The 21506-nt window shown below is 54.9% G+C and carries 20 protein-coding genes; 13 read left to right on the top strand and 7 right to left on the bottom strand.

Going from position 1 to position 21506, the window contains the following annotated elements:
• The first annotated feature begins 162 nt into the window (after positions 1-162).
• From mutS to B3K78_RS01890, 4 genes are all read left to right on the top strand, one after another.
• On the top strand, positions 163-2727 hold the full coding sequence (mutS, locus tag B3K78_RS01905; RefSeq protein WP_286694109.1) for a DNA mismatch repair protein MutS: 2565 nt from the start codon (positions 163-165) through the stop codon (positions 2725-2727).
• A 135-nt stretch (positions 2728-2862) separates the two neighbouring features.
• Positions 2863-3186, top strand: coding sequence for a ferredoxin FdxA (gene fdxA, locus B3K78_RS01900; protein ID WP_027872654.1), 324 nt, complete (start codon positions 2863-2865; stop codon positions 3184-3186).
• Positions 3187-3432: 246 nt separating this feature from the next.
• Positions 3433-3660, top strand: a complete 228-nt coding sequence (locus B3K78_RS01895; protein ID WP_204995549.1) for a hypothetical protein — start codon at positions 3433-3435, stop codon at positions 3658-3660.
• Between the two features lie 119 nt (positions 3661-3779).
• Positions 3780-5507 carry a potassium/proton antiporter gene (locus tag B3K78_RS01890; protein ID WP_286694108.1) on the top strand — a complete coding sequence of 576 codons (1728 nt, stop codon included), beginning with the start codon at positions 3780-3782 and terminating at the stop codon, positions 5505-5507.
• An 85-nt stretch (positions 5508-5592) separates the two neighbouring features.
• Here B3K78_RS01890 and B3K78_RS01885 read toward each other — a convergent pair whose 3' ends face one another.
• Positions 5593-6384, bottom strand: a complete 792-nt coding sequence (locus B3K78_RS01885; RefSeq protein WP_286694107.1) for an SDR family oxidoreductase — start codon at positions 6382-6384, stop codon at positions 5593-5595.
• Positions 6385-6618: 234 nt separating this feature from the next.
• Between B3K78_RS01885 and B3K78_RS01880 the strand changes: the two genes are divergently transcribed.
• Complete coding sequence (locus B3K78_RS01880) at positions 6619-7302, top strand: TetR/AcrR family transcriptional regulator (RefSeq protein ID WP_051170802.1); 684 nt, start codon at positions 6619-6621, stop codon at positions 7300-7302.
• Between the two features lie 7 nt (positions 7303-7309).
• On the opposite strand, the gene B3K78_RS01875 is transcribed toward B3K78_RS01880, so the two are convergent.
• Positions 7310-9790 (bottom strand): ABC transporter permease, encoded by a 2481-nt coding sequence (locus B3K78_RS01875; protein ID WP_286694106.1) that lies wholly within the window; start codon positions 9788-9790, stop codon positions 7310-7312.
• Entirely contained in the window at positions 9784-10464 is a 681-nt protein-coding gene (locus B3K78_RS01870; RefSeq protein WP_286694105.1) for an ABC transporter ATP-binding protein, read from the bottom strand. Before B3K78_RS01870 ends, B3K78_RS01875 begins: the two co-directional genes overlap by 7 nt.
• On the opposite strand from B3K78_RS01870, the gene B3K78_RS01865 reads away from it, so the two are divergent.
• A complete protein-coding gene (locus tag B3K78_RS01865; RefSeq protein ID WP_286694104.1) occupies positions 10439-11101 on the top strand; it encodes an arylesterase in 663 nt (220 codons plus the stop codon). The two genes, B3K78_RS01870 and B3K78_RS01865, sit on opposite strands and share 26 nt — an antisense overlap.
• On the opposite strand, the gene B3K78_RS01860 is transcribed toward B3K78_RS01865, so the two are convergent.
• The gene (locus tag B3K78_RS01860; protein ID WP_286694103.1) at positions 11098-12480 is read right to left on the bottom strand and encodes a class II fumarate hydratase; all 1383 of its coding nucleotides are present in this window, start codon (positions 12478-12480) and stop codon (positions 11098-11100) included. The two genes, B3K78_RS01865 and B3K78_RS01860, sit on opposite strands and share 4 nt — an antisense overlap.
• 111 nt (positions 12481-12591) lie before the next feature.
• Here B3K78_RS01860 and bioA point away from each other — a divergent pair, with 111 nt between their 5' ends.
• From bioA to B3K78_RS01840, 4 genes are all read left to right on the top strand, one after another.
• Positions 12592-13899 carry an adenosylmethionine--8-amino-7-oxononanoate transaminase gene (gene bioA / locus B3K78_RS01855; RefSeq protein ID WP_286694102.1) on the top strand — a complete coding sequence of 436 codons (1308 nt, stop codon included), beginning with the start codon at positions 12592-12594 and terminating at the stop codon, positions 13897-13899.
• A complete protein-coding gene (locus B3K78_RS01850) occupies positions 13896-14711 on the top strand; it encodes an ion transporter (RefSeq protein ID WP_204995556.1) in 816 nt (271 codons plus the stop codon). The genes bioA and B3K78_RS01850 overlap by 4 nt, the downstream gene beginning before the upstream one ends.
• 25 nt (positions 14712-14736) lie before the next feature.
• Positions 14737-15156: a secondary thiamine-phosphate synthase enzyme YjbQ gene (locus B3K78_RS01845; RefSeq protein WP_286694101.1), complete on the top strand. Its 420-nt coding sequence runs from the start codon at positions 14737-14739 to the stop codon at positions 15154-15156.
• A 141-nt stretch (positions 15157-15297) separates the two neighbouring features.
• On the top strand, positions 15298-15879 hold the full coding sequence (locus B3K78_RS01840) for a YtfJ family protein (protein WP_204995558.1): 582 nt from the start codon (positions 15298-15300) through the stop codon (positions 15877-15879).
• A 28-nt stretch (positions 15880-15907) separates the two neighbouring features.
• On the opposite strand, the gene B3K78_RS01835 is transcribed toward B3K78_RS01840, so the two are convergent.
• Complete coding sequence (locus B3K78_RS01835) at positions 15908-16408, bottom strand: SRPBCC family protein (RefSeq protein WP_027872665.1); 501 nt, start codon at positions 16406-16408, stop codon at positions 15908-15910.
• 91 nt (positions 16409-16499) lie between these two features.
• On the opposite strand from B3K78_RS01835, the gene B3K78_RS01830 reads away from it, so the two are divergent.
• Together B3K78_RS01830 and B3K78_RS01825 are read left to right on the top strand one after the other, a co-directional pair.
• On the top strand, positions 16500-17318 hold the full coding sequence (locus B3K78_RS01830; protein ID WP_286694100.1) for a pseudouridine synthase: 819 nt from the start codon (positions 16500-16502) through the stop codon (positions 17316-17318).
• Between the two features lie 104 nt (positions 17319-17422).
• A complete protein-coding gene (locus tag B3K78_RS01825) occupies positions 17423-19021 on the top strand; it encodes a GMC family oxidoreductase (RefSeq protein WP_286694099.1) in 1599 nt (532 codons plus the stop codon).
• Between the two features lie 2 nt (positions 19022-19023).
• Here B3K78_RS01825 and B3K78_RS01820 read toward each other — a convergent pair whose 3' ends face one another.
• Both B3K78_RS01820 and B3K78_RS01815 read right to left on the bottom strand, forming a co-directional pair.
• Positions 19024-19878 (bottom strand): DUF2971 domain-containing protein, encoded by an 855-nt coding sequence (locus B3K78_RS01820; protein WP_204995560.1) that lies wholly within the window; start codon positions 19876-19878, stop codon positions 19024-19026.
• Between the two features lies 1 nt (position 19879).
• Entirely contained in the window at positions 19880-20668 is a 789-nt protein-coding gene (locus B3K78_RS01815) for an alpha/beta fold hydrolase (RefSeq protein WP_286694098.1), read from the bottom strand.
• Between the two features lie 52 nt (positions 20669-20720).
• Here B3K78_RS01815 and B3K78_RS01810 point away from each other — a divergent pair, with 52 nt between their 5' ends.
• Positions 20721-21506, top strand: coding sequence for a hypothetical protein (locus B3K78_RS01810; protein WP_286694097.1), 786 nt, complete (start codon positions 20721-20723; stop codon positions 21504-21506).

Raw genomic sequence — 21506 nt, 5'->3', positions numbered from 1 at the left:
AATTACTGTATATATACTCAGTATTATATAAGGCGTTGTCAATCCCTGCTGAAAAAAAGTCCTGCTCGCGACGCTGGCGACACAACGAGGCATTCCGTAAACTTCTCGCTTTTCCCCAGCAAAGTGACGAGCGGAGTTTTCCCTCGGGTTCGGAGAGTGATTATGAATGCAGGCATCGACCTGGCCCAGCACACGCCAATGATGCAGCAATACCTGAAAATTAAGGCGCAACATCCGCAGGAATTACTATTTTACCGGATGGGCGACTTTTATGAGCTCTTTTTCGATGACGCAAAACGCGCTTCCGACTTGCTGGATATCACCCTCACCGCCCGCGGAAAATCCGGCGGAAACCCAATTCCCATGTGCGGCGTTCCCTATCACGCCGCGGAAGGCTACCTCGCTCGCCTGGTAAAATATGGCGTTTCCGTCGCAATTTGCGAGCAAGTCGGTGACCCCGCCACCAGCAAAGGCCCGGTGGAAAGAAAGGTCGCACGCATTGTCACCCCCGGAACACTGAGCGATGAGGCGCTGCTCGATGAACGCCGCGACAATTTACTGGTCGCCTGTTGCCGACAAGAAAATACCTTCGGGCTAGCCGTTCTCGATATGAGCAGCGGCCGCTTCAGCGTATCAGAGTTAACAAATGAGCCAGCCTTGCTGAGCGAGTTGCAACGGCTGCGCCCAGCCGAGCTACTAATACCCGAAGATTTTGGCGGCGAGTGGTTGCCAGATTTACCCGGTAGGCGTGCCCTTCCGCCTTGGGACTTCGATAGCGAAAGTGCGCTGCGACTGTTGTGTAGCCACTTCCAGGTTCAAGACCTCGCCGGCTTCGGCTGTGACAACCTGCCCGTCGCAACAGCAGCTGCCGGCTGCTTATTGCAATACGTGAAAGATACACAGCGCTGCGAATTGCCCCACATTCGACGACTCCAGCACGATGCATGCGAGCGGGCTGTCGCCATGGACGCCGCCACCCGCCGCAACCTCGAGCTTGATACAAATCTCGGCGGCGGTACCGACAACACCCTCGCCTCCGTGATTGATCGCTGCCAGACAGCGATGGGCAGCCGGCTTCTCAAACGCTGGCTTCATCGCCCGCTGCGCGACCGAGCAGTATTAGAGGCCAGGCGAAACAGTATCGCAGCGCTGATTCAGGATTATCACTTTGAATCCATTCGCGAACAGCTAAAAGCCATTGGCGACCTGGAAAGAATTTTGGCGCGTGTTGCGCTGCGTTCGGCCCGCCCCCGGGATCTTTCTCGCCTGCAGAGCTCCCTTGCGATTTTGCCGCCCCTGCAGCAACTTTTAGCGGCAATTCCCACGGAACATATTCGTGGGATTGCAACAGATATCAGTAGCTTCCCAACACTCGCTGAACTGCTACAAACCGCCATTATCGACAATCCACCTATGGTCATTCGGGACGGCGGCGTCATTGCACCGGGCTATGATGCCGAGCTGGATGAACTGCGAAGCCTGAGCAGTGATGCTGGCGAATTTTTGGTGGCAATGGAACAGCGCGAAAAAGAACGGACCGGACTCAGCAGCTTAAAGGTCGGCTATAACCGTGTGCACGGCTATTACATAGAAATCAGCCGTACACAGGCGGAAAATGCTCCAACAGAATATATTCGTCGGCAAACCTTAAAAAATGCCGAGCGCTTTATCACGCCGGAACTCAAAGAGTTCGAGGACCGCGCACTCAGCAGCAAAAGCCGCGCACTGGCACGAGAAAAAGCGCTCTACGAAGCATTACTGGATCGTTTGAATGAGCATCTAGGTGCCCTACAGCTCTCGGCACACGCACTGTGCGAATTAGATGTGTTAAGCAACCTCGCAGAACGCGCCGTACAACTGGACTTCTGTGAACCGGAGTTTACCGACAATGGTTGCATCGATATCGAACAGGGGCGTCACCCCGTGGTCGAGAGCGTTCTAGACGAACCCTTCATCGCCAACGACCTCAACCTGGATCGCCGTCGCAGAACCCTCATCATTACCGGCCCGAATATGGGCGGTAAATCGACCTATATGCGCCAGACCGCGCTGATTGTTCTGCTGGCCCATATCGGCAGCTTTGTTCCGGCGAAACGCGCCAAGCTAAGCGTCGTTGACCAGATCTTCACTCGTATCGGCTCCTCAGACGACCTGGCTGGCGGTCGCTCGACCTTTATGGTGGAAATGACCGAGACGGCAAATATTCTCCACAACGCCACACAAAACAGCCTGGTGTTAATGGATGAAATTGGTCGCGGTACCAGCACCTTTGACGGCCTCTCGCTTGCCTGGGCCAGCGCTATTGAACTCGCGGACAAGGTCAAGGCCTTTACCCTGTTTGCCACCCACTACTTTGAATTAACGGTACTGCCCGAAACCTACCCCTGCGCGGCCAATGTTCACCTTGGGGTGCGGGAATTCAAAGACCATGTCGTCTTCTTGCACCGCCTTGAAGAGGGGCCAGCTAATCGCAGTTATGGCCTACAAGTGGCAAAGCTTGCGGGAATGCCCGAAAAAGTCATCTCGGCCGCTCGCAGTAAACTCAACGAGCTGGAACAACAGGCGATTGCTCCGGTGATAAAAACCAGTGGCCCGCAAGCGGATTTGTTTGCCAGCCCCACCCTCTCAGCGGTCGACGAGGCACTGGCGGACATCGACCCCGATGCGCTGACTCCCCGCCAAGCGCTGGAGGCCCTCTATCACCTCAAAGAATTGGGTGATAAGTGATCAATATCGGCTCATCAGTAAAACAAATTATGTACACCTAAATTATTGTTAAGGCTGACGCTGTACCGATATTTTTTCCTGGTGTTACAATGCGCGCTTGCCGATTCACAGTCAGAGAGTAAGGGGCTGACCAAAATGACTTTTGTTGTAGGTGAAAATTGCATCAAGTGTAAGCACACAGACTGTGTGGAAGTATGTCCTGTTGATTGTTTTTACGAAGGCCCGAACTTTCTGGTTATTCACCCAGATGAGTGCATCGATTGCGCACTGTGTGAGCCCGAGTGCCCGGTAGAAGCCATTTTCTCGGAAGATGAACTCCCAGATGATCAACAAGTATTCCTCGAGCTGAATGCCGAGCTCGCAGAGGTTTGGCCGAATATCACAGAAATGAAAGATGCTCCGGCCGACGCAGAAGAATGGGCAGGAAAGCCTGACAAACTCCAGTACTTAGAGAGATAATCACTCTTTGTCTGCTGCGAAAAAGCCCGCTCAATGCGGGTTTTTTTATGCCTGACTCCCGCCCATATTCCTCAGCCTCACCAACGACAAGGGAACAAAGTCGCTGAATTTGCGTCACAGCTACACCATGTCACGACATGGCCAATGCAAAAGAGCTAGCGACAGAAATACCCATCGTCAGCGTTTGCACAGCGAGGCGCAAGGAACATCGACGCCCGAAACCTAACAACTATGGAGCGTATTCATATGAAGAAATTCACGTCATTCTTTGATCATGTTTTTCTCGGACGAGGCATCTTAATGGTTGCGATAACACTCGGTGGCACAGCTGCTTTAACGGCGTGCGACCGCAACGAGGGCCCTGTTGAAGAAGCGGCGGAAAGCGTTGATGAAAGCTTTGAAAGCGCCAGAGATTCCTACCAAGAGGGCGTGGAAGAGGTTAAAGACGAATACGACGATCACACCACTGAATAAGCCCCTCGCCGGAGAAAGGTCAGCCCTGCTGACCTTTCATATCTTGCCTTTTAGCTTTTGACAGCGCCCCTACACTCTCGCTTTAATTAGCGTTTTCACGCCAACCGAATAGGACTCCCTTGGACGCTGCCAGCATCAACACCCTTTTTCTGATCGGCGCCAGCCTCGTCGCAGCCAGCATCCTCGTTAGCTCCGTGTCCTCACGGCTGGGCATTCCTATTCTTCTCATCTTTTTAGGTGTCGGCATGCTCGCGGGCGAAGAAGGCCCGGGAGGTATTCGCTTCGACAACTTTTCAACCGCCTACCTCATCAGCAATCTTGCTCTGGCGGTTATCCTCCTTGATGGCGGCATGCGCACGCGAATAAGCAGTTTTAGGGTTGCACTGTGGCCCGCCCTGTCACTCGCCACCTTTGGTGTTGTGATTACCGCAGCGCTCACCGGCTGGATCGCCACACTGCTTTTCCCTCTCACCTGGATGGAGGGCCTGCTAATAGGTGCCATCGTCGGCTCCACCGATGCTGCAGCCGTTTTCTCGCTATTAGGCGGTAAGGGCCTCAATGAGCGGGTTGGCGCCACCCTGGAAATAGAGTCGGGCAGCAACGACCCGATGGCGATGTTCCTGACGATCAGTCTTATTGAATTACTGCGCAGCGCCCAACCACTCTCATTTTCACTGGCGGTGGATTTACTGTGGCAGTTTGGCTTAGGAATCGGCCTGGGTGTCGGCGGCGGCTACCTGCTGTGGCGCTTAATCAATAAAATGGAACTCGCCAGTGGCCTCTATCCCCTGCTGGCTGTTAGCGGCGGCCTGGTTATCTATGCCCTCACCACCGCAGCTGGCGGCAGCGGTATTCTCGCTATTTACCTGTGTGGTTTGGTGCTAGGGAATCGCCCGGTGCGCAACCGCCACGGTATTTTGCATATGTTTGACGGCTTGGCCTGGCTCAGCCAAATCGCGATGTTCTTGGTGCTGGGACTATTAATTACCCCTAGCGAGTTATTTGCAGTGACCCTGCCTGCCCTCGCACTGGCATTGTGGATGATCTTCTTTGCACGGCCGCTCGCCGTATTCACCAGCCTATTGCCCTTCAGGAGCTTTGCCCTGCGTGAACGGGCCTTCATAGCCTGGGTTGGGCTACGCGGCGCGGTACCCATTATCCTGGCGATATTCCCGATGATGGCAGGCCTGGAAGACGCCCAACTCTACTTCAATGTCGCCTTTTTTATTGTTTTAGTATCGCTGTTATTCCAGGGAAGCAGCCTGAGCTGGGCGGCGCGACGCGCCGATGTCGTCGTGCCCGCGACGCCGGCCCCGGTTTCGCGCGTTGGCCTTGAGATACATATCGCCAGTCAATGGGAGCTCTTCGTCTACACCCTCGCTGCGGACAAGTGGTATATCGGTCGGCCATTAAAGCAGCTGCACATGCCCGAGAATACGCGGATCGCGGCATTATTCCGCGACCGACAGCTCCTCCACCCAAGTGGCAGTACACTGCTCCTAAGCGGAGATATTCTCTGTGTCATCGCACACGATGTAGATCTGCCAGCCCTTGGAAAGCTGTTTAGCGAGGCGCCGACGCACGGCTTGGATATGCGCTTCTTCGGCGACTTTATTCTTCAAGCAGATGCGCGCTTAGCCGATATTGCCCAGCTCTATAACTTGAAGGTCAACGAGAAGAATGCCGGCCTCACCCTCGCGCAATTTTTATCTCGGCGATTGTCCAGCAAACCGGTGTTGGGCGACCACATTCGATGGCAGAACATGATCTGGACGGTCGCCGAGATGAAAGGCAAACGCATCAGCAAAATAGGCTTGCGCAGCGACTCAACTGAGGGCTTGCCTTAGGGCCCGTTTACGCTAGTTACGTTACGCCCGTTGCGGCTAAAAATTGCCACCCCAGCAAGTGCAATTCAATGAATGTGAGCAGGCCCTAGAATAGGGATTTCATCGTTCCGCCATCTACCACCAACGATGAGCCAGTGATGTAACTGGCCGCATCCGACAGCAGAAATGCACCGGCGCGACCGAACTCCTCCGGCTCACCGTAACGCCCGAGCGGAATCAACGCCTCATTGGCGGCCCGTTGCTGCTCCACCGCCACTTCTCTCATCTGCGCCTGATTGGCATCCAGCGACTTTATACGGTCTGTATAGATTATCCCTGGAATCAAATTGTTAACGCGGATTTGGTCAGCAGCCAGGGAACGACTCAGACTCTTTGCCAAACTACTGACGCCCGAACGCATCACATTAGACAACAAGAGAAAATCGATCGGCTCTTTTACCGATGACGACGTCAGCATCAAAATTGCTCCCCCGCCCGCACTGCGCAGGTGAGGAAGGGTTTCCCTCACTAGGCGCACCGCGCTCATCAAGGTTAAGTTGAATGCACTTTGCCAGTCATCATCGGTAAACGCGTCAAAGCCCCCGGGAGGTGGTCCACCAGCATTGACCAAGACTCCATTCACCTCACCAAACTCCTCCACGCCTCGAGCCACCCAAGCGCGAATGCTCTCTGCATCAGCCATATCCAGGGCCGCGCCCACAACGCGGGTGCCGTAACGTTCCGCTAGCTGGGCTGCCGATGCCTGCGTTCGCTGTACATCGCGGCTACCCAATAGCAGCGTTGCTCCGGCCTGGGCCAGGTTCTCAGCGATGGCATAGCCCAACCCTTTACTGGCACCCGCCAACAAAAAGACCTTCCCGTTCACACCTAAGTCCATTTCCTCTCTCCTGAAACATGACACCGCGACAGCGCCCACCCACGCCATAGTGGCCTGAATTGCACCTGAGCACCGACAATACCGGCCGTTAAATTATCGAAGTCGGCCACGAAAACCGCCGAATTTCGGGCTTTGTCACGGTTTTGGGGCAAAAATCGCATTTTCGTGAAAAAAAGATGACAAGCCCACTCCCAGCTGTCAACATTGCTGTCGCATCAGCATAGAAGTGACCTTATGGCCAGCAATACATCCTCCAGTTATCACCACGGCAATCTCCGTCAAGAGCTGATGGAGCTTGCAGAAAAACACTTGGTCGAGGGCGGCGTCCGCGACCTGAGCTTGCGTGCCCTCGCCCGCGAAATCGGCGTATCGCAAACCGCTCCCTATCGCCACTTTCGCGACAAAAATGCGCTACTCGCGGCTCTCGCAACAGAGGGCTTTAAACGCTTTTTTGAAATGGGGCGCCCCAGTGAAGAAGAGCCCCGGGCGGACAAAAGCTTACTCTATTTTGGCTTGGCCTATGTGAAGTTTGCCCGAGAGCACACTGAACTATTTCATCTGATGTTCGGCCCGGCACTGCAACCTCGTAACCAATACCCCGAATTGTTTGCGGCCGGCCGCGAGGCGATCTATAAAGTGCGCGCGGGCGTGGAGCGTGGTCTCGCCAACGGCGAACTTCGCCCCTTAGACAACGTTGCATCTATTGCCCACACGGTATGGGCAGCCGTGCACGGCGTGACCACACTGATGCTGGACCACGCGGACACCTATGGCTACCACCGCGACTTGCACCTTCAAGCTGAAAAATCTATGCGCATGATGATCGCAGGCCTCTGCACGGACCCGAGCTACATTTCGACACTGCCTGACGAGTCGACGCACTACCCTCCAGAGTCGGCGCAGAAGGCTTCGGCATAGCTTTCCATCACGCTCCGCGCAGTAACACTGTCGCGGAGCTGCGCAACATTTTTCGGCTACTCGTCAACACCAGCAGTGCTAATATGCCAGCCCCTGCCACACTCGCTAGTGGTATTGCCGCCCAATACAGAAGTGCTTCTGACTGCATGACCCAGCGCTGAATAAAATACAAACAAAAATTGGCACCCAGCCCAGCAACCGCCCCGGCCAGTGCGCCCAGCAACGCAAATTCACCGATGACTACCGCGAATAAAAAACGGTTTCTGGCGCCCAAGGTTCGCAACAACGCGTTTTCCTGTTTGCGGGTCTGGAAACTCAGCATCACATTTGCAGCGCTAATCATTAAGGCGCTCACCAGCACCAGTAAAAGCACCACAGCCAGTGCACGAGATAACTGCGCAACCACGCCTTGAACCTGTTTAAGTACTGCGCCAATTTCAATCAGACTGACCGTCGGGTAGCGGCCGAGCAAATCGACCAATAGCGGGCGCTGCGAGTCGTCGAGGTAAAAACTGGTAATGTAGCTACCGGCGTAACTGCGCAACGCATCCTCTGGAAACAGGAAGTAAAAGTTCGGACGCATACTGGCCCAGTCGAGCTGCCGTAAACTCGCAACCGTCGCGGTTAAATCTCTGCCGCCAACGTTAAAACGTAACGCCGTGCCCACAGTAATATTGAGGCGTTGAGCCAATTCTTGCTCCACTGACACAGGGTTTGTCTGCAGTGGCTCAGCAGCCTGGCTCCACCACTGACCAGCGATCAGCTGATTGTCCTCTGGCAGCGCCTCTGACCAACTGAGATTCAACTCTCGGTCCACACCCGTATTTCGGGTTTCCAGACCCTCAATGTCCTGCAATGGCATGTTGTCGATTTCTACGAGGCGACCACGAACCATTGGATACAAGCCTGCGTGGTGAATACGGCGGTCAGCGAGGAAGGCCTCCAGCGGCTCGACATCACGACCGGCAATATTGATCAAAAAGTAGTTGGGCGTGTCCTCAGCTACCTGTTGCTGCCAGTCCTTAAGGAGTAATTCCCGTAACAGCAGTAAACTCACCAGCACCATCAAGGCAAGGGCGATGCTGGCAGTTTGAAAGGCGTTGGCGTAGCGCCGCCGATAAATGCTCGACACAGCCAGGCGTTGAGCACTGCCCGGCAGTCGACCGCTGAGGCGACGAATACCTGTCAGCGCCATAAGCACGACGCCAGCCGCCGCCACAAGTAACACTGAACAACCCAGCATCAGCGCAATGACCAGTGAGAGATCTCCGCTATACCAGTACATCAGCAACCCTAAGCCCGCAGCCCCGGCAGCAGTCGCAAGGCGAACCCCACCCGCGAGCGATTCATCGCGGCGCAACACGTGAACGGGCGATACGCGGCTCAAACGCACTATCGGTGGCATGGCAAAGCACAACAGGCACAACGCTGCACTGACAATAGCCATCCAAAGCGGCCGCAAACTTCCAGCCGGCGGGGTTGCAGACACCAGGTCACTGAGGCTGGCAAACAACAAATATTGCACGGCAACGCCAACCAAGCCTCCCAGCACCGAGGCAAGTAGCAATACCAGCAGTAACTGCCGAAGGTAGTGCAGTAAGATATATCGCCGACTCGCGCCCAAGGTTTTCATTAAGGCCACCGCGTCAATATTGCGCTGGCCGTAGCGCTGGGCAGCCAGCGCAATGGCCGCCCCCGCCAGTGCCAAGGTAAGGCTAGCAGCCAAAAGAAGGTACTCTTCTGCGCGCGCCAAAGCGCTGGCCAGCGCTGGCTGGTTGTCTTCGATATTCAGCCACTTTTGCCCCGGCAACAAACTGGCGCTGAGAGTTTGCCGATATGCCGCGAATGCCGCGTCATCGCCGGCAAAAAGATAGCGGTAGTCCACAACGCTCCCGGACTGTACCACCTCGGTGGCACCCAGGTCTTCCAAATTCATTAGCCCACGAGGACCGTATATATTCAACGCAGAACTGCGGTCGGGCTCATCAACCAATACCCGCGTTGCCACTAGCGCTTTTTCCCCTACCTCAACGGTCTGACCCAGGGTAATACCGAGCGTCGCCATCGCCCGTGAATCCAGCCAAACTTCCCCTGCCAATGGCCCGTGCTCAACCCCCTCCCCATCGGCAAACATCTGCTTGGCTGCGCGAAGCTCGCCTCTCAATGGGTAGGATGCGGAGGCGGCACGCATAGACACCAGCAACATCTCTTCACTGGCATAGACCATTGTGCGAAACGCCACAAGCTGCGCTGTGCGCAGGCCCTCAGAGCGCGCGTTATCCAGCCATTGCGGCTCAATCGGTCGTGGGCTGGTCAGCACATGATCTGCAGCCAAAAAGGTGCGACTTTGCGTCGCCATCGTCGCTTGTAAACGTTCTGAGAAACCGGCAATACCACTAACGCTGGCGACCGCTAGGCTAAGGGCGATACACAATAGGCCCAGCTCGCCACCGCGCCAGGCGCGCAGCCATTGCTTGAGCATCAACATGGGCATTGCCGCTGCAACTCTGACAACTCACCATCGTACATTTCAAACACTCGCTGGCAGTGGTCTGCCAAGCCCTGCTCATGGGTCACCAGTACCAATGTAGTGCCTTTGTCTCGGTTCAAGCTGAACAGCAGCTCGGTGATATGGGCGCCGGTTTTCGCATCGAGATTGCCGGTAGGTTCATCGGCAAACAGGATCGCGGGCTCACTGGCAAAAGCGCGCGCTATCGCTACCCGTTGCTGTTCACCACCGGAGAGCAGCCGCGGATAGTGGTGCTGCCGATGTCCTAACTCCAGTTCTTCAAGCAGCGTTGACGCGCGCTGACGCGGCGCCTCCATACCTGCCAACTCTAGCGGCAGCATCACATTCTCCAGTGCCGTTAGTGAGGGCAGTAACTGGAAGGACTGAAACACAAACCCCACTGAGCGTGCCCGCAGCGCCGCCCGTTGATCCTCACTCATGGACGCCAAAGACTGGCCTTGAAGCAGAACATCACCTTCGCTCGGCGAGTCCAGGCCTGCCAACAAACCGAGCAACGTAGACTTCCCCGACCCAGACGGCCCAACAATTGCCGCGCTCTGCCCCGCCTTGATTTCGAGATCGATCCCTTTCAGTATTCGTAGCTCGCCATCACCACTGGGGACTGTCTTGCTGAGCTTTTCAACTTTTATCATTCGCCTTCCTGTACTGCATTTGCTGGTCGTCGCCTGCGGCTTTGCGTTTAGTGTATCGCTCCATGCTCAGGACCGCAGTAGCCCGCGACTACTTATTCTTGGTGATAGCCTCAGCGCCGCCTATGGCATGGCGCCTGAAAAGGGTTGGGTCGCCCTACTTGCCCGCGACTTAGCAGACAGTGCAACCATTATTAATGCCAGTGTTAGCGGCGAAACGACCGAAGGAGGCCTGCAGCGCTTGCCGGGCTTGTTGCAAGAGCACGCCCCGGACGTCGTGGTGCTCGAGTTGGGCGGCAACGATGGTTTGCGGGGCTACCCACTGACACGTGTACGCAACACGCTGAGCGAAATGATCACCCTGAGCAGAGAAAGCGGCGCAAAAATACTCCTTGTGGGAATGCGCATTCCGCCCAACTACGGGCGGCGCTACAGCCTGGGGTTTGAGAAAATCTATCCGGCATTGGCCGAGGAGCACACGCTGCCGCTTGTGCCCTTTTTACTCGAAGGCATCGCCGGAGACGCCACACTAATGCAGAATGACGGCATCCACCCCAACGCCCAGGCACAACCTGCGATGGCGGCTACGGTGGGCGATGCACTTCGGCCAATATTGATGGCGCTGGAAGAAAAAAACTAGGCGTGTAAGCCTCCTCGAGTAAGCCGCTCTGGATCCAGATAGCCTAATAATTCCTCGCGGGAATATGTCGTCATCTCTTCGGCAACATCGAGGATATCGCGCTGTTCGCTGTATGCCCGCTTTGCAATCTCAGCCGCCTTTAAATAGCCAATTAGCGGGTTTAACGCCGTTACCAACACCGGGTTTTTAGCCAGGGCAGCCTGTAAATTGTTGTGATTTACCTGGAAATCAACAATGCATTGATCGGCCAGAGCAGTGCATGACGACGCCATCACATCGGTACTCTGCAGCAGGTTATAGGCAATCACCGGCAACATCACATTCAGCTGAAAATTCCCCGACTGCCCTGCCATGGCAATGCAGGCATCATTGCCGACCACCTGCGCACAGGCCATCGCTACCGCTTCGGGAATCACCGGATTAACCTTACCGGGCATAATACTGCTACCCGGTTGCAGCGCCCGCAGCTGAATTTCGCCCAGTCCTGAGAGCGGCCCACTGTTCATCCAACGCAAGTCATTACTGATTTTCGTCAGAGCCACCGCCAGCGTTTTCAATTGCGACGATGCCGACACCGCCGTGTCCTGGCAGGAGATACCCTCAAAAAAATTATTGTTCGGCCGGAAATCGGTATGGGTGTTGCGAGAAATCACCTCGCAAAATGCCGCCGAAAAGCCCTGCGGCGCATTCACACCGGTACCGACCGCCGTGCCGCCCTGGCTTAACAGCCGCAATTCCGACAGGACATGCTGCAGACGCGCCTGCGCTTTCTCAAGCTGACAAGACCACGCCGACATCTCTTGGGCAAGTGTCATCGGCATGGCATCCATTAAATGTGTTCTGCCCGTTTTGACTACGCCTGTCATAGCTCCAGCGCGTTCATCAATCGTCGCCTGCAAACGCTTCACCGCTGGGATCAATATTTCCTGTAGTTTAATGGCAGCGCTGCAGTGTATCGCTGTCGGCACCACATCATTGCTGCTCTGGCTCATATTCACGTGGTCGTTGGCACTGATGGACAGGCCAGACATCTCACTCGCCAGGGTCGCCACCACCTCATTCACGTTCATATTTGTACTGGTACCCGAGCCAGTCTGAAACACGTCAACGGGAAATTGGTCGCGAAATTCGCCCGCCAATACGCGGTCCACTGCTTGAATAATGGCCTGACTAATCTCGGCGTCCAGCACACCCAGTTCGGTATTTACCTCAGCGGCCGCACGCTTGATATGTAATACCGCGTCAATAAAGCTGTCGGGAAGTGTCAGCGAACTGATCTGAAAGTTGTCCAATGCCCGCTGGGTTTGGGCGGAAAACTTGGCATCAGCCGGCACGCTGACGTCGCCCATGCTGTCGGTTACCACACGAAATTGGCTCATCTGTTGCCTCCAATCGAGTTATCGCAATGGCCTCCAGTATCCCTACCACGGTCGGCAGATGCAAAACGCGGCGTCAGCTTCTAGAATAGCTGGCCAGCAACGGAGACCGCTATGCACGACTACAGCAATATCGACACAAGCACTTGGCTCGCTTGGGATCGCGATCATATCTGGCACCCCTATGCGTCTGCGCTATCCGCGCCAGAGATGTTCCCGGTTAAATCTGCCAGTGGTGTTGAAATTGTATTGGCGGACGACAGGCGCTTAATCGATGGCATGTCGTCTTGGTGGTCGGCGATTCACGGCTACAATCATCCCGTGTTAAACGACGCCGCACAGCGTCAGCTGGCAGACATGTCCCACGTTATGTTCGGCGGCCTGACCCACGCCCCCGCGGCAACACTCGGCAAACGGCTGGTCGACCTGACGCCGCCACCCCTGCAACGAGTATTTATTTCTGACTCGGGGTCAGTCGCGGTTGAAGTCGCGATTAAAATGGCGCTGCAATACTGGATCGCCAAGGGGCAGTCAGCAAAGCACCGACTTATCGCGCTTCGCAATGGTTATCATGGCGACACCTTTGCCACGATGGCAGTGTGTGATCCCGTCAATGGTATGCACCATTTATTCAGCTCAGTGTTGAGTCAGCAACTGTTTGCAGAGGCGCCACAAACACCATTTGGACAGGCAGCCAGCGATGGCGATATGGCCTCGGTGGAAGCGCTGCTTCACGAGCACCACGGTGAGGTAGCGGCCGTTATTGTCGAACCCATCGTGCAAGGGGCTGGCGGCATGCGATTTTATTCTGCCGACTATTTACGCCGCCTGCGCGCACTGTGCGACCGCTATGATGTATTGCTGATTCACGACGAAATTGCCACCGGTTTCGGTCGTACAGGTAAACTTTTCGCCTGTGAGCACGCCGACATCAGCCCCGACATTATGTGCGTTGGCAAGGGGCTAACCGGCGGTTATCTAAGCCTTGCTGCTACCCTGTGCACTGAAGACATTGCCCAAGGTATTTGCCAGGGTGAGGCCGGCGTATTTATGCACGGCCCGACTTTTATGGGCAACCCTCTGGCTTGCGCCATCGCCAATGCCAGCATCGACCTGCTGCTTGCCAACGACTGGCAGGGCAATATCCAGCGTATCGAGCAGGGATTAAAACAAGGCTTATCACCGGCCAGCGAGATCCCGGGCGTTGCGGATGTGCGCTGCCTCGGCGGCATCGGCGTGATTGAAATGGCCGAACCGGTGACGATGGCCTCTATTCAGCGCCGCTTCGTCGATCACGGTGTTTGGATTCGGCCCTTTGGAAAACTCATCTATACCATGCCGCCCTACATCATTGACGACGAGCAACTAGCGTTCCTCTGTCGGGAGATTATCGCGGTTATTCGTGAGGAACAGGCACAATGACAGGCGATACCTTCAAGGAGCGCCTTCGCGAGATTATCTTCGGCACAGAGCCAGGTCTGGGCAGGAACTTCGACATCGCGCTTATCATCGTCATCATCGCGAGCGTTTTAGCCCTATTTTTGGACTCCGTGGAGCCCCTGCATGCCGCCTATGGCGAGCTTTTTTACACTGCAGAAATCGCCTTTACCGTGCTGTTTAGTATCGAGTACCTAGCGCGAATATACTGCTCTGTAGACCGAAAACGCTACATCACCAGCTTCTACGGCATCGTCGATCTGCTAGCGACACTGCCCACCTACCTGGCGTTAATTTTACCCGGCGCCCAGCATTTGCTGGTGATTCGCATCTTTCGCGTACTGCGTATTTTCCGCGTGTTTAAGCTTTTCAAGTACATGTCTGAGGCGAATATTCTGGTGCGTTCGATCAAATCGTCGCGCCACAAAATTACCGTGTTCTTCATCACCGTCGTCACACTGGTCATCGTCTTTGGTTCTTTGATGTATTTGGTCGAAGGGCCTGAAAATGGCTTCACGAGTCTGCCGCAAAGTATCTACTGGGCCATCGTCACCGTCACGACAGTCGGCTACGGGGATATTGTTCCCCATTCGCCCCTGGGGCGCGCCATCGCAGCGATGGCAATGGTTACCAGCTACGCCATTATTGCCATCCCAACCGGGATACTCAGCGCTGAGCTCGTGCAAGAAAACCAACGTCAGGCAGGGTTAAAGCGTTGCACGTCTTGCCAACAGGGCAACCACGAACGGGACGCCATTCACTGCAAATACTGCGGTGAATTACTGCCTGAGCAATGAACTGACACTTCGAGATTCGCGCGCTATGTGGATACAACGAACGATTACTCTACGCGCGAAAGCGCGTGGCTTTCACCTCATCGACAATGAGATCATCGCGCAACTGCCGGAAATATCACAATTATCTGTCGGTTTATGTCAGCTATTTATTCAACACACCTCGGCATCATTAACGCTTAACGAGAATGCCGACCCCACAGTCCGCAGCGACTTTGAATATTTTTTCTCACGCTGCGTTCCCGAAGGCGATATCCACTACCAGCATACCGATGAGGGCTGCGACGACCTTCCAGCTCATATTAAAGCCAGTCTATTGGGCAGTGACGTGACAATACCCGTAAGCGAGGGACGGCTTGCCTTGGGTACTTGGCAAGGTGTGTACCTTGGAGAGCACCGCAACAGAGGTGGCCAACGCCGCATTGTTGCGACACTTTTTGGCGAATAATGGGTCTCAGTGACGGTCTCAGTCAATTCAGCCTCGGTTCAGATACGAGGCCGATAATGTGAACTAAGCGTCATCATTGCAACGCAGCGGCTATGCTATTCTGCCGCGCATTGCGTTAACTACTATTATAAGGATCGATTCATGTTGCGTTTATGGAAATCTGTAGCCGTCTCACTGGCTCTGCTTGGCAGCAGCTTGGGTATGGCACTGGAAGTGGGCGGCAATTTACCTACACTGGACGTGCCAAGCCGCGGGGAGCTGGTTATGTCGGGCGATAAGGTGAGCTTCAGCCCTTGGTCTAGCACCAGTATCAGCACGGGCAGCCCAGCACTTATTTTTCACATGCCTGCGCGCATGTCATCAGATGCCGCGATTGCCCCCCTTCGCGCACGGCTGGAAGCCGGCGAGTATCCAACTGAGAGTTTCCAATCAATTTCCGTGGTCAACCTTGATGACGCACTGTGGGGAACCTCTGGCTTGGTCGCTGGTGAGCTCGCCAAGAATAAGCGCGCTCACCCCCAAGCTGTGCTTGTTGCCGACGATGCTGGACGCGGGCTAAAGGCCTGGCAATTAAAGTCTCGAACCATTGCGGTTATTCTGCTCAATGCCGAGGGTGAAATTACTTACCTGAAGGAAGGCGAACTGTCGCAGGATGATATTGATACCATTATCGCAAAGCTGGACGCCGAAATTGCCAGTGCGGAGCGTGTTGCGAACAACTGAGTTAGGTCGTAAAAAAGCGCGCCATGTATCAATTGGCGCGCTTCTCCAATAAGCGTTTCAAGTTCTTGAGCATCATTTTCACACCAAAACGCATCACAGGGCTGAATACGGGTAGGAATACCTTACTAAAGCCCTTTGGCTTCATCGCCATTGTCCACCGCACGCGACAGCGGTTATCCGCCAATTCGTCCACTTCGTAGCGCTCGGCAAAGGACTCGATATTGTCCCGGGTAGCGTGTGTGAAACAGAATGCCATTTCCCTGCCCCGCTCCCAGGCAATAAACTCTTCGAAACCCGTAAGCCCGCCCATCATATATACTGTACGAGTCGTCCCGATCCCGAAAGGCCTCGGCGAGGTCCACTCCACGCGCTGGATCGGCATTGCCCAACGGGGCCAGTCATCGGCATTTTCAAAAGATGCAAAGACATCTGCCGCGCTGACACCGAACTCTACCTCAGCAACGTACTTAAACGGTGCTGATTCAAAGAAGGTCATATCCACGGCTTGACACAAAAATTTTTCTGCCACTTATTATCTCCGCTGATTTTTCTGGCATACGTAGTAGTAGATCGGGAAATCTACCCCGCCCAGCCACTAGCGACAAGAAAACCTAGGGAAAATGACAAACTCTTCATCAAACTCGCAAGATAAGGAACCAAAAAGTGCAGAAAACGCCGTTGAGCAACTGCCGTTGCTCTATCGCGACGACGATATTGTTGTGGTGGACAAGCCCAGCGGCCTGCTCGTTCACCGCAGCCCAATAGACCGGCGAGAAACGCGCTTTGCCTTACAGATACTCCGCGAGCAGCTAGGGCAATACATCTACCCCGTTCATCGCCTGGATAAGCCCACCTCAGGGGTTATGGTTTTTGGCCTGCACAGCGAGAGTGCCTCGGTATTAGCCAAACAGTTTGCCCAGCACCAGATCCGCAAGGCCTACCTAGCGACAGTTCGGGGTTACGCCCCAGACAGTGGCTGCATCGATCACCCATTGCGGGCAGACCCCGATCGCTATGCGGGAAGAACGGAGTTCGGGGACGCCAAGCCGGCCATTACCCACTATCAGCGCCTGGCTCAGTACGAACTTGATGCCTGTATCGAAAAATACCCTCAATCGCGCTACTCATTGGTGCTCGCCCAGCCGCTGACCGGGCGGCCCCACCAGATTCGCCGACACATGAAGCATATCGCCCACCCCATTATTGGTGACGCCAAGCATGGCCGCGGTAGGCATAACCGTTATTTTGCTGAGCATTTAGCCTGCCCTCGCCTGTTACTGCACGCCATGGCCCTGGAGTTCAGCCATCCCGCCAGTGGCAAACGGCAGCGCTTTGTGTCGCCGTTAACGGGGACCTATGCGGCATTAGTGGAGGCGTTTAACTGGCAGACAGCGGTGAATACCGCCGAGCATAGACTTGGCTGGCCGAAGGTTACATAATTATAACTTAACCTTATCGCCCATTCCCTCTAGGCTAGTGGGAATAACTTGACCGGCCCCAGCGCCCGAACACCAGTAAAACAATAACGCGAGGCAAACTCACTGTGACTAAGCTCTATGACTACATTATTGTCGGCGCCGGCTCCGCTGGCTGCGCCCTGGCCAATCGCCTCAGTGAGGACGGCCAACGCAATGTCCTGCTCCTAGAGGCAGGTGGGAAAGACAGCAATCCTGTCATTCATATGCCACTGGGTTTTGCCTTCACCATGAAAAACCCCAAATTCAGTTGGTGCTATGCCAGTGAGCCTGAGCCTCATATGAATGATCGCTGCATTGACCAGCCCCGAGGCAAGGTGCTCGGCGGTTCCAGTTCAATTAACGGCATGGTCTATATACGCGGCCAAAAGGAAGATTACGACCATTGGGCGGCCCTGGGTAACACCGAGTGGAGCTATGACAAACTGCTGCCTATCTTTAAGCGCAACGAGGCCTATGTGGGCCAATGCAGTGACGAATACCACGGGCGCGACGGCCAACTCCACGTTGATGACGTGCAAGACCACTACGAAATGGCGGACCTCTACGTGAAAGCCGCGCAGGAAGTGGGCATCCCCTACAACCCTGATTTCAATGGCGAAACTCAGGAAGGCGCAGGGTTTTATCAAGTGAATATTCGCCGCGGCCGCCGTCAGAGCACCGCACGCACCTATCTGCGCAATGCCGCGAAGCGCAGAAATTTGACGATTGAAACCAACGCCCTGGCCAGCCAGATTATTTTCGAAGGTCATCGCACAACCGGTCTTCGCTATTTGAAAAATGGTAAGGATGTCACCGCTCGCTGCCGGGGAGAAATCATTTTATGCGGTGGCACAATGAACTCACCGCAGCTGTTAGAACTTAGCGGTATCGGCAATGCCGAGCTGCTGCGCCAGAAAGGCATTAAGTCCGTGCACAATTTGCCTGGTGTCGGTGAAAATATGCAGGACCACCTAACCGTGAACACCCAGCGCTCCTTCGAGGGACTGCGAACGTTCTATGAGGACTCACGCCCGCTGCCAATGATCGGCAACTTATTCAAGTTCTGGTTTAAGGGCAAAGGCATGCTGGCGCATCCGGCCTCGCAGGTTGGTGTTTTCTTCCGCACCTCGGACGACGTCGATCGCCCCGACGCGCAGATTCACTTCACCCCCGCCGCCGGTGATCAGGACGAAAACGGCCGCATGCTTACCGTGCCAGGCACCACGGCGACAGTATGCTATCTGCGACCAAAGAGCCGCGGCTGGGTGCACATTCGCAGCACAGATCCAACCGAGCCACCGGCATTTATTCACAACTACTTAGCGGAAGAGGAAGATCGTCAAAAGATGATCGCAGCGATTCGCAAAACGCGTGAAATTTTTGAGGCTCCCGTCTTCGACTCCTGGCGCCGTGAAGAGCTTGTGCCCGGCCCTGAAGTACAAAGTGACGAAGAGATTCTTGAGTTTGTGCGCAACACCGGCGAGTCGGTATACCACCCTGTTGGCACCTGTAAAATGGGTAACGACGACATGGCCGTGGTCGACCAACACCTCAAAGTACATGGCGTTGAAGGCCTTCGCGTTGCCGATGCATCCGTGATGCCAACAATTATTTCCGGAAACACCAACGCAACTTCAGTGCTGATCGGCGAGCGCTGCGCCGACTTCATCCTCTCCGGCCAGTAGTCCTAGCGCTGGCGGTAGGGTATCTGGCAATAGTCGATACCCTCTGCTGGCTGAATACCGTGCTTCAGCAGGCACATTTTCAGCGAGTTCATCGACAAACTAATATTGGGCGTGGGGCCCAAGTAAACATGATCGAGAGCCATTGCTTCACCCTCTGATGAGGCCAGTGCAAACTTCATATACGGCACCAGCATGCTCCTTCCTTCTCGAAAGAAAACCTCTGCATTGGGGTAGTTGGAAATTACTGGCGAAACCAAACGCCACTCCTGCTCTTCCTCAAACGAGGGGTGCTTCAAAATGGCGGCGATACGCAGTAAGTCGGTTTCCAGGTGAGCAAATAAGCTCGGGAAATCCTTCTGCTCCCCTTCTCCGGCCAACAGTTCAACACCGTCGATAATTTCTGCGATCAAACTATGCTGCGCGCTCGGCGCATAGACACAGCGCCCCAGGTTAAAGCTCTGGCTGCTCGCACAGCGACGAATAAAGGCAGCATTGAAGCCGAGACTTGCGCCTTTACCTACAGAGCTATACCCACGCCATTGGCTCAGTAAATTGCCATTGGAGCGAAACGAAGCACCAAATAAAATATGGCCATTGGTAATACGGTGCTGCACCCAATCGATAAAGGCATTTAGCAGCGCTGGCTGATCATGCCCTTGGCGAATTCGCAGCTCCACCTCGCGCTTCACCAAATCGGCGGTATGCCTGAGCTCCGCAGAATCATTCATGTAGCGTATGTCGCTGGCCCACAGTACACCGCTGCCCAGAATGCCCAAAACGCCGCTCAACGACGTGTAATGGTAAAGCGTGTCCTGGGGTTGCTCTGCGTATAGCTGCGCACTAATGGCATCAATCATGTTAGGTCTCAGCCAAAAAGCCAGACACCAAGGCGTTGAATTCACGCGGCTTTTCGGCGTGCAGCCAATGCCCTGTTCCCGCTATGGTTTCGATGCGACTGTCGGGAAACTGCTTCATAATTCCCACCCGGTTCTCATCAATAATGTAGCGAGAGTTCTCTCCGCGGATAAATAGCGTCGGCCCCGCATAGGGCTCTGCAGCGGGCGCATCACGCAGTAAATCGTAGCAGTCTGCAATTACCGAAAGGTTCATGCGCCAGGCCCAACCCTCGCCTTCGCGCACTAGGTTTTTCAGTAAGAACTGTCGTATGGGCAGCTCGGGCACGGCTGCTTGAAGCTGCTCGTCGGCATGCTCTCGGTTACGCAGCGCGCGCAAGTCCATGGCCAATAAACCTTCAATAATGGCATCGTGGCCGCGCCCATAGCGAACCGGTGCAATATCGGCGACCACAAGTTTCTCTACCAAGTTGGGCTGAGAAGCCGCCAATTGCATCGCCACCTTGCCACCGAGAGAGTGCCCCAGAAACGCCGCACTTTGCACCGCCAGCTCGCCGAGGGTTTTGGCCACATCCTCAGCCATACTGGGAATATCCATATAGTCTCGGTGAGGAGACTTACCATGGTTGCGCAGATCCATGCGAACGACACGATAGTTGGGCTCCAAGTGGCGTGACAGGGTCAATAAATTGCTGGCCGAGCCAAATAGCCCGTGCAATAGCACGACGGTAGGCCCCTCACCCCGCGACTCGCTGTGCAGCACCGCCGCTGCATTTTTTACTTCACTTCTCATGCTCTGATCCGGTTGCTAGAATGCCTGCGCATTCAAATAAATAGGTGTTACTGTGAGAATTTTGCTTCCGATAGTTGCTGCAGCAGGACTGTTGCTCGGTGCCTGCAGCTCCGTGAGCTACAACCCCACTGTGTTCGATTTCTTTATCGCCAAAGACGCTATGGCTGCGAAACCAGTGAAAAAAGTGATTGTTGCCAGTGTCAATGTCACCGGTGAACCCACCCGCTCCATGTTACGGGACAGCGTAACGAAAATCGATTCGATGGTGGTGGACTACCTGCAAGAAAATGGCTTCGAGATCGCACCTCAACATTTATTCAACAATGCCTGGCAGCAGGCCCTGCTAAACTTCGGTGAATTCTACGACCCCACAACGGGCAAAGTCGACCAACAGGGCTGGCAGCAGGTAATGGCCAGCACCTTTCAGAGCCTGCAGGCACATAAAGATATCGATGCGATCGTCTTTACTGATCTAATCGCTCACGACGTGCAGCACAGCACGGGCATGAAACACTATGCCCGCTGGTATGGCGTTACCCGCGAACCTGCCACAGAGGGCGCAAGCGCCAGTGTTCCAGTTGATTTCAATTGGACTCAAGTGATCAAGGGCGCGAGCTTAGTGATTACTCTCTACAGCAACGAAGGGCAGCCGCTGTTCGCCAGCCGCGGTGGTTTGGATACGCTGCATGCGATCGACTCTCGCAAGAGCCAGAAAGGCTTCGTGCGCCGTAAAAAAATCCTTGGGAACAGCAGCCGTATCCAAGAGGGTATTGAGCTCGCCTTTCACCCATTAATTGTTATGGATCGCTATCCGGCGCCGCCCAAAAAGCAGCCTTGA

Source organism: Spongiibacter sp. UBA1325, assembly GCF_002306875.1.
GTDB lineage: Bacteria > Pseudomonadota > Gammaproteobacteria > Pseudomonadales > Spongiibacteraceae > Spongiibacter > Spongiibacter marinus.
This window is presented reverse-complemented; position numbering and strand designations above follow the sequence as displayed.

Coding starts and splice junctions, on each gene's coding strand:
- B3K78_RS01840 (WP_204995558.1), top strand. CDS start 15,298: ATGTTGCGTTTATGGAAATCTGTAGCCGTCTCACTGGCTCTGCTTGGC.
- bioA (WP_286694102.1), top strand. CDS start 12,592: ATGCACGACTACAGCAATATCGACACAAGCACTTGGCTCGCTTGGGAT.
- B3K78_RS01850 (WP_204995556.1), top strand. CDS start 13,896: ATGACAGGCGATACCTTCAAGGAGCGCCTTCGCGAGATTATCTTCGGC.
- fdxA (WP_027872654.1), top strand. CDS start 2,863: ATGACTTTTGTTGTAGGTGAAAATTGCATCAAGTGTAAGCACACAGAC.
- B3K78_RS01870 (WP_286694105.1), bottom strand. CDS start 10,464: ATGATAAAAGTTGAAAAGCTCAGCAAGACAGTCCCCAGTGGTGATGGC.
- B3K78_RS01875 (WP_286694106.1), bottom strand. CDS start 9,790: ATGTTGATGCTCAAGCAATGGCTGCGCGCCTGGCGCGGTGGCGAGCTG.
- B3K78_RS01895 (WP_204995549.1), top strand. CDS start 3,433: ATGAAGAAATTCACGTCATTCTTTGATCATGTTTTTCTCGGACGAGGC.
- B3K78_RS01885 (WP_286694107.1), bottom strand. CDS start 6,384: ATGGACTTAGGTGTGAACGGGAAGGTCTTTTTGTTGGCGGGTGCCAGT.
- B3K78_RS01820 (WP_204995560.1), bottom strand. CDS start 19,878: ATGATTGATGCCATTAGTGCGCAGCTATACGCAGAGCAACCCCAGGAC.
- mutS (WP_286694109.1), top strand. CDS start 163: ATGAATGCAGGCATCGACCTGGCCCAGCACACGCCAATGATGCAGCAA.
- B3K78_RS01830 (WP_286694100.1), top strand. CDS start 16,500: ATGACAAACTCTTCATCAAACTCGCAAGATAAGGAACCAAAAAGTGCA.
- B3K78_RS01880 (WP_051170802.1), top strand. CDS start 6,619: ATGGCCAGCAATACATCCTCCAGTTATCACCACGGCAATCTCCGTCAA.
- B3K78_RS01815 (WP_286694098.1), bottom strand. CDS start 20,668: ATGAGAAGTGAAGTAAAAAATGCAGCGGCGGTGCTGCACAGCGAGTCG.
- B3K78_RS01860 (WP_286694103.1), bottom strand. CDS start 12,480: ATGAGCCAATTTCGTGTGGTAACCGACAGCATGGGCGACGTCAGCGTG.
- B3K78_RS01845 (WP_286694101.1), top strand. CDS start 14,737: ATGTGGATACAACGAACGATTACTCTACGCGCGAAAGCGCGTGGCTTT.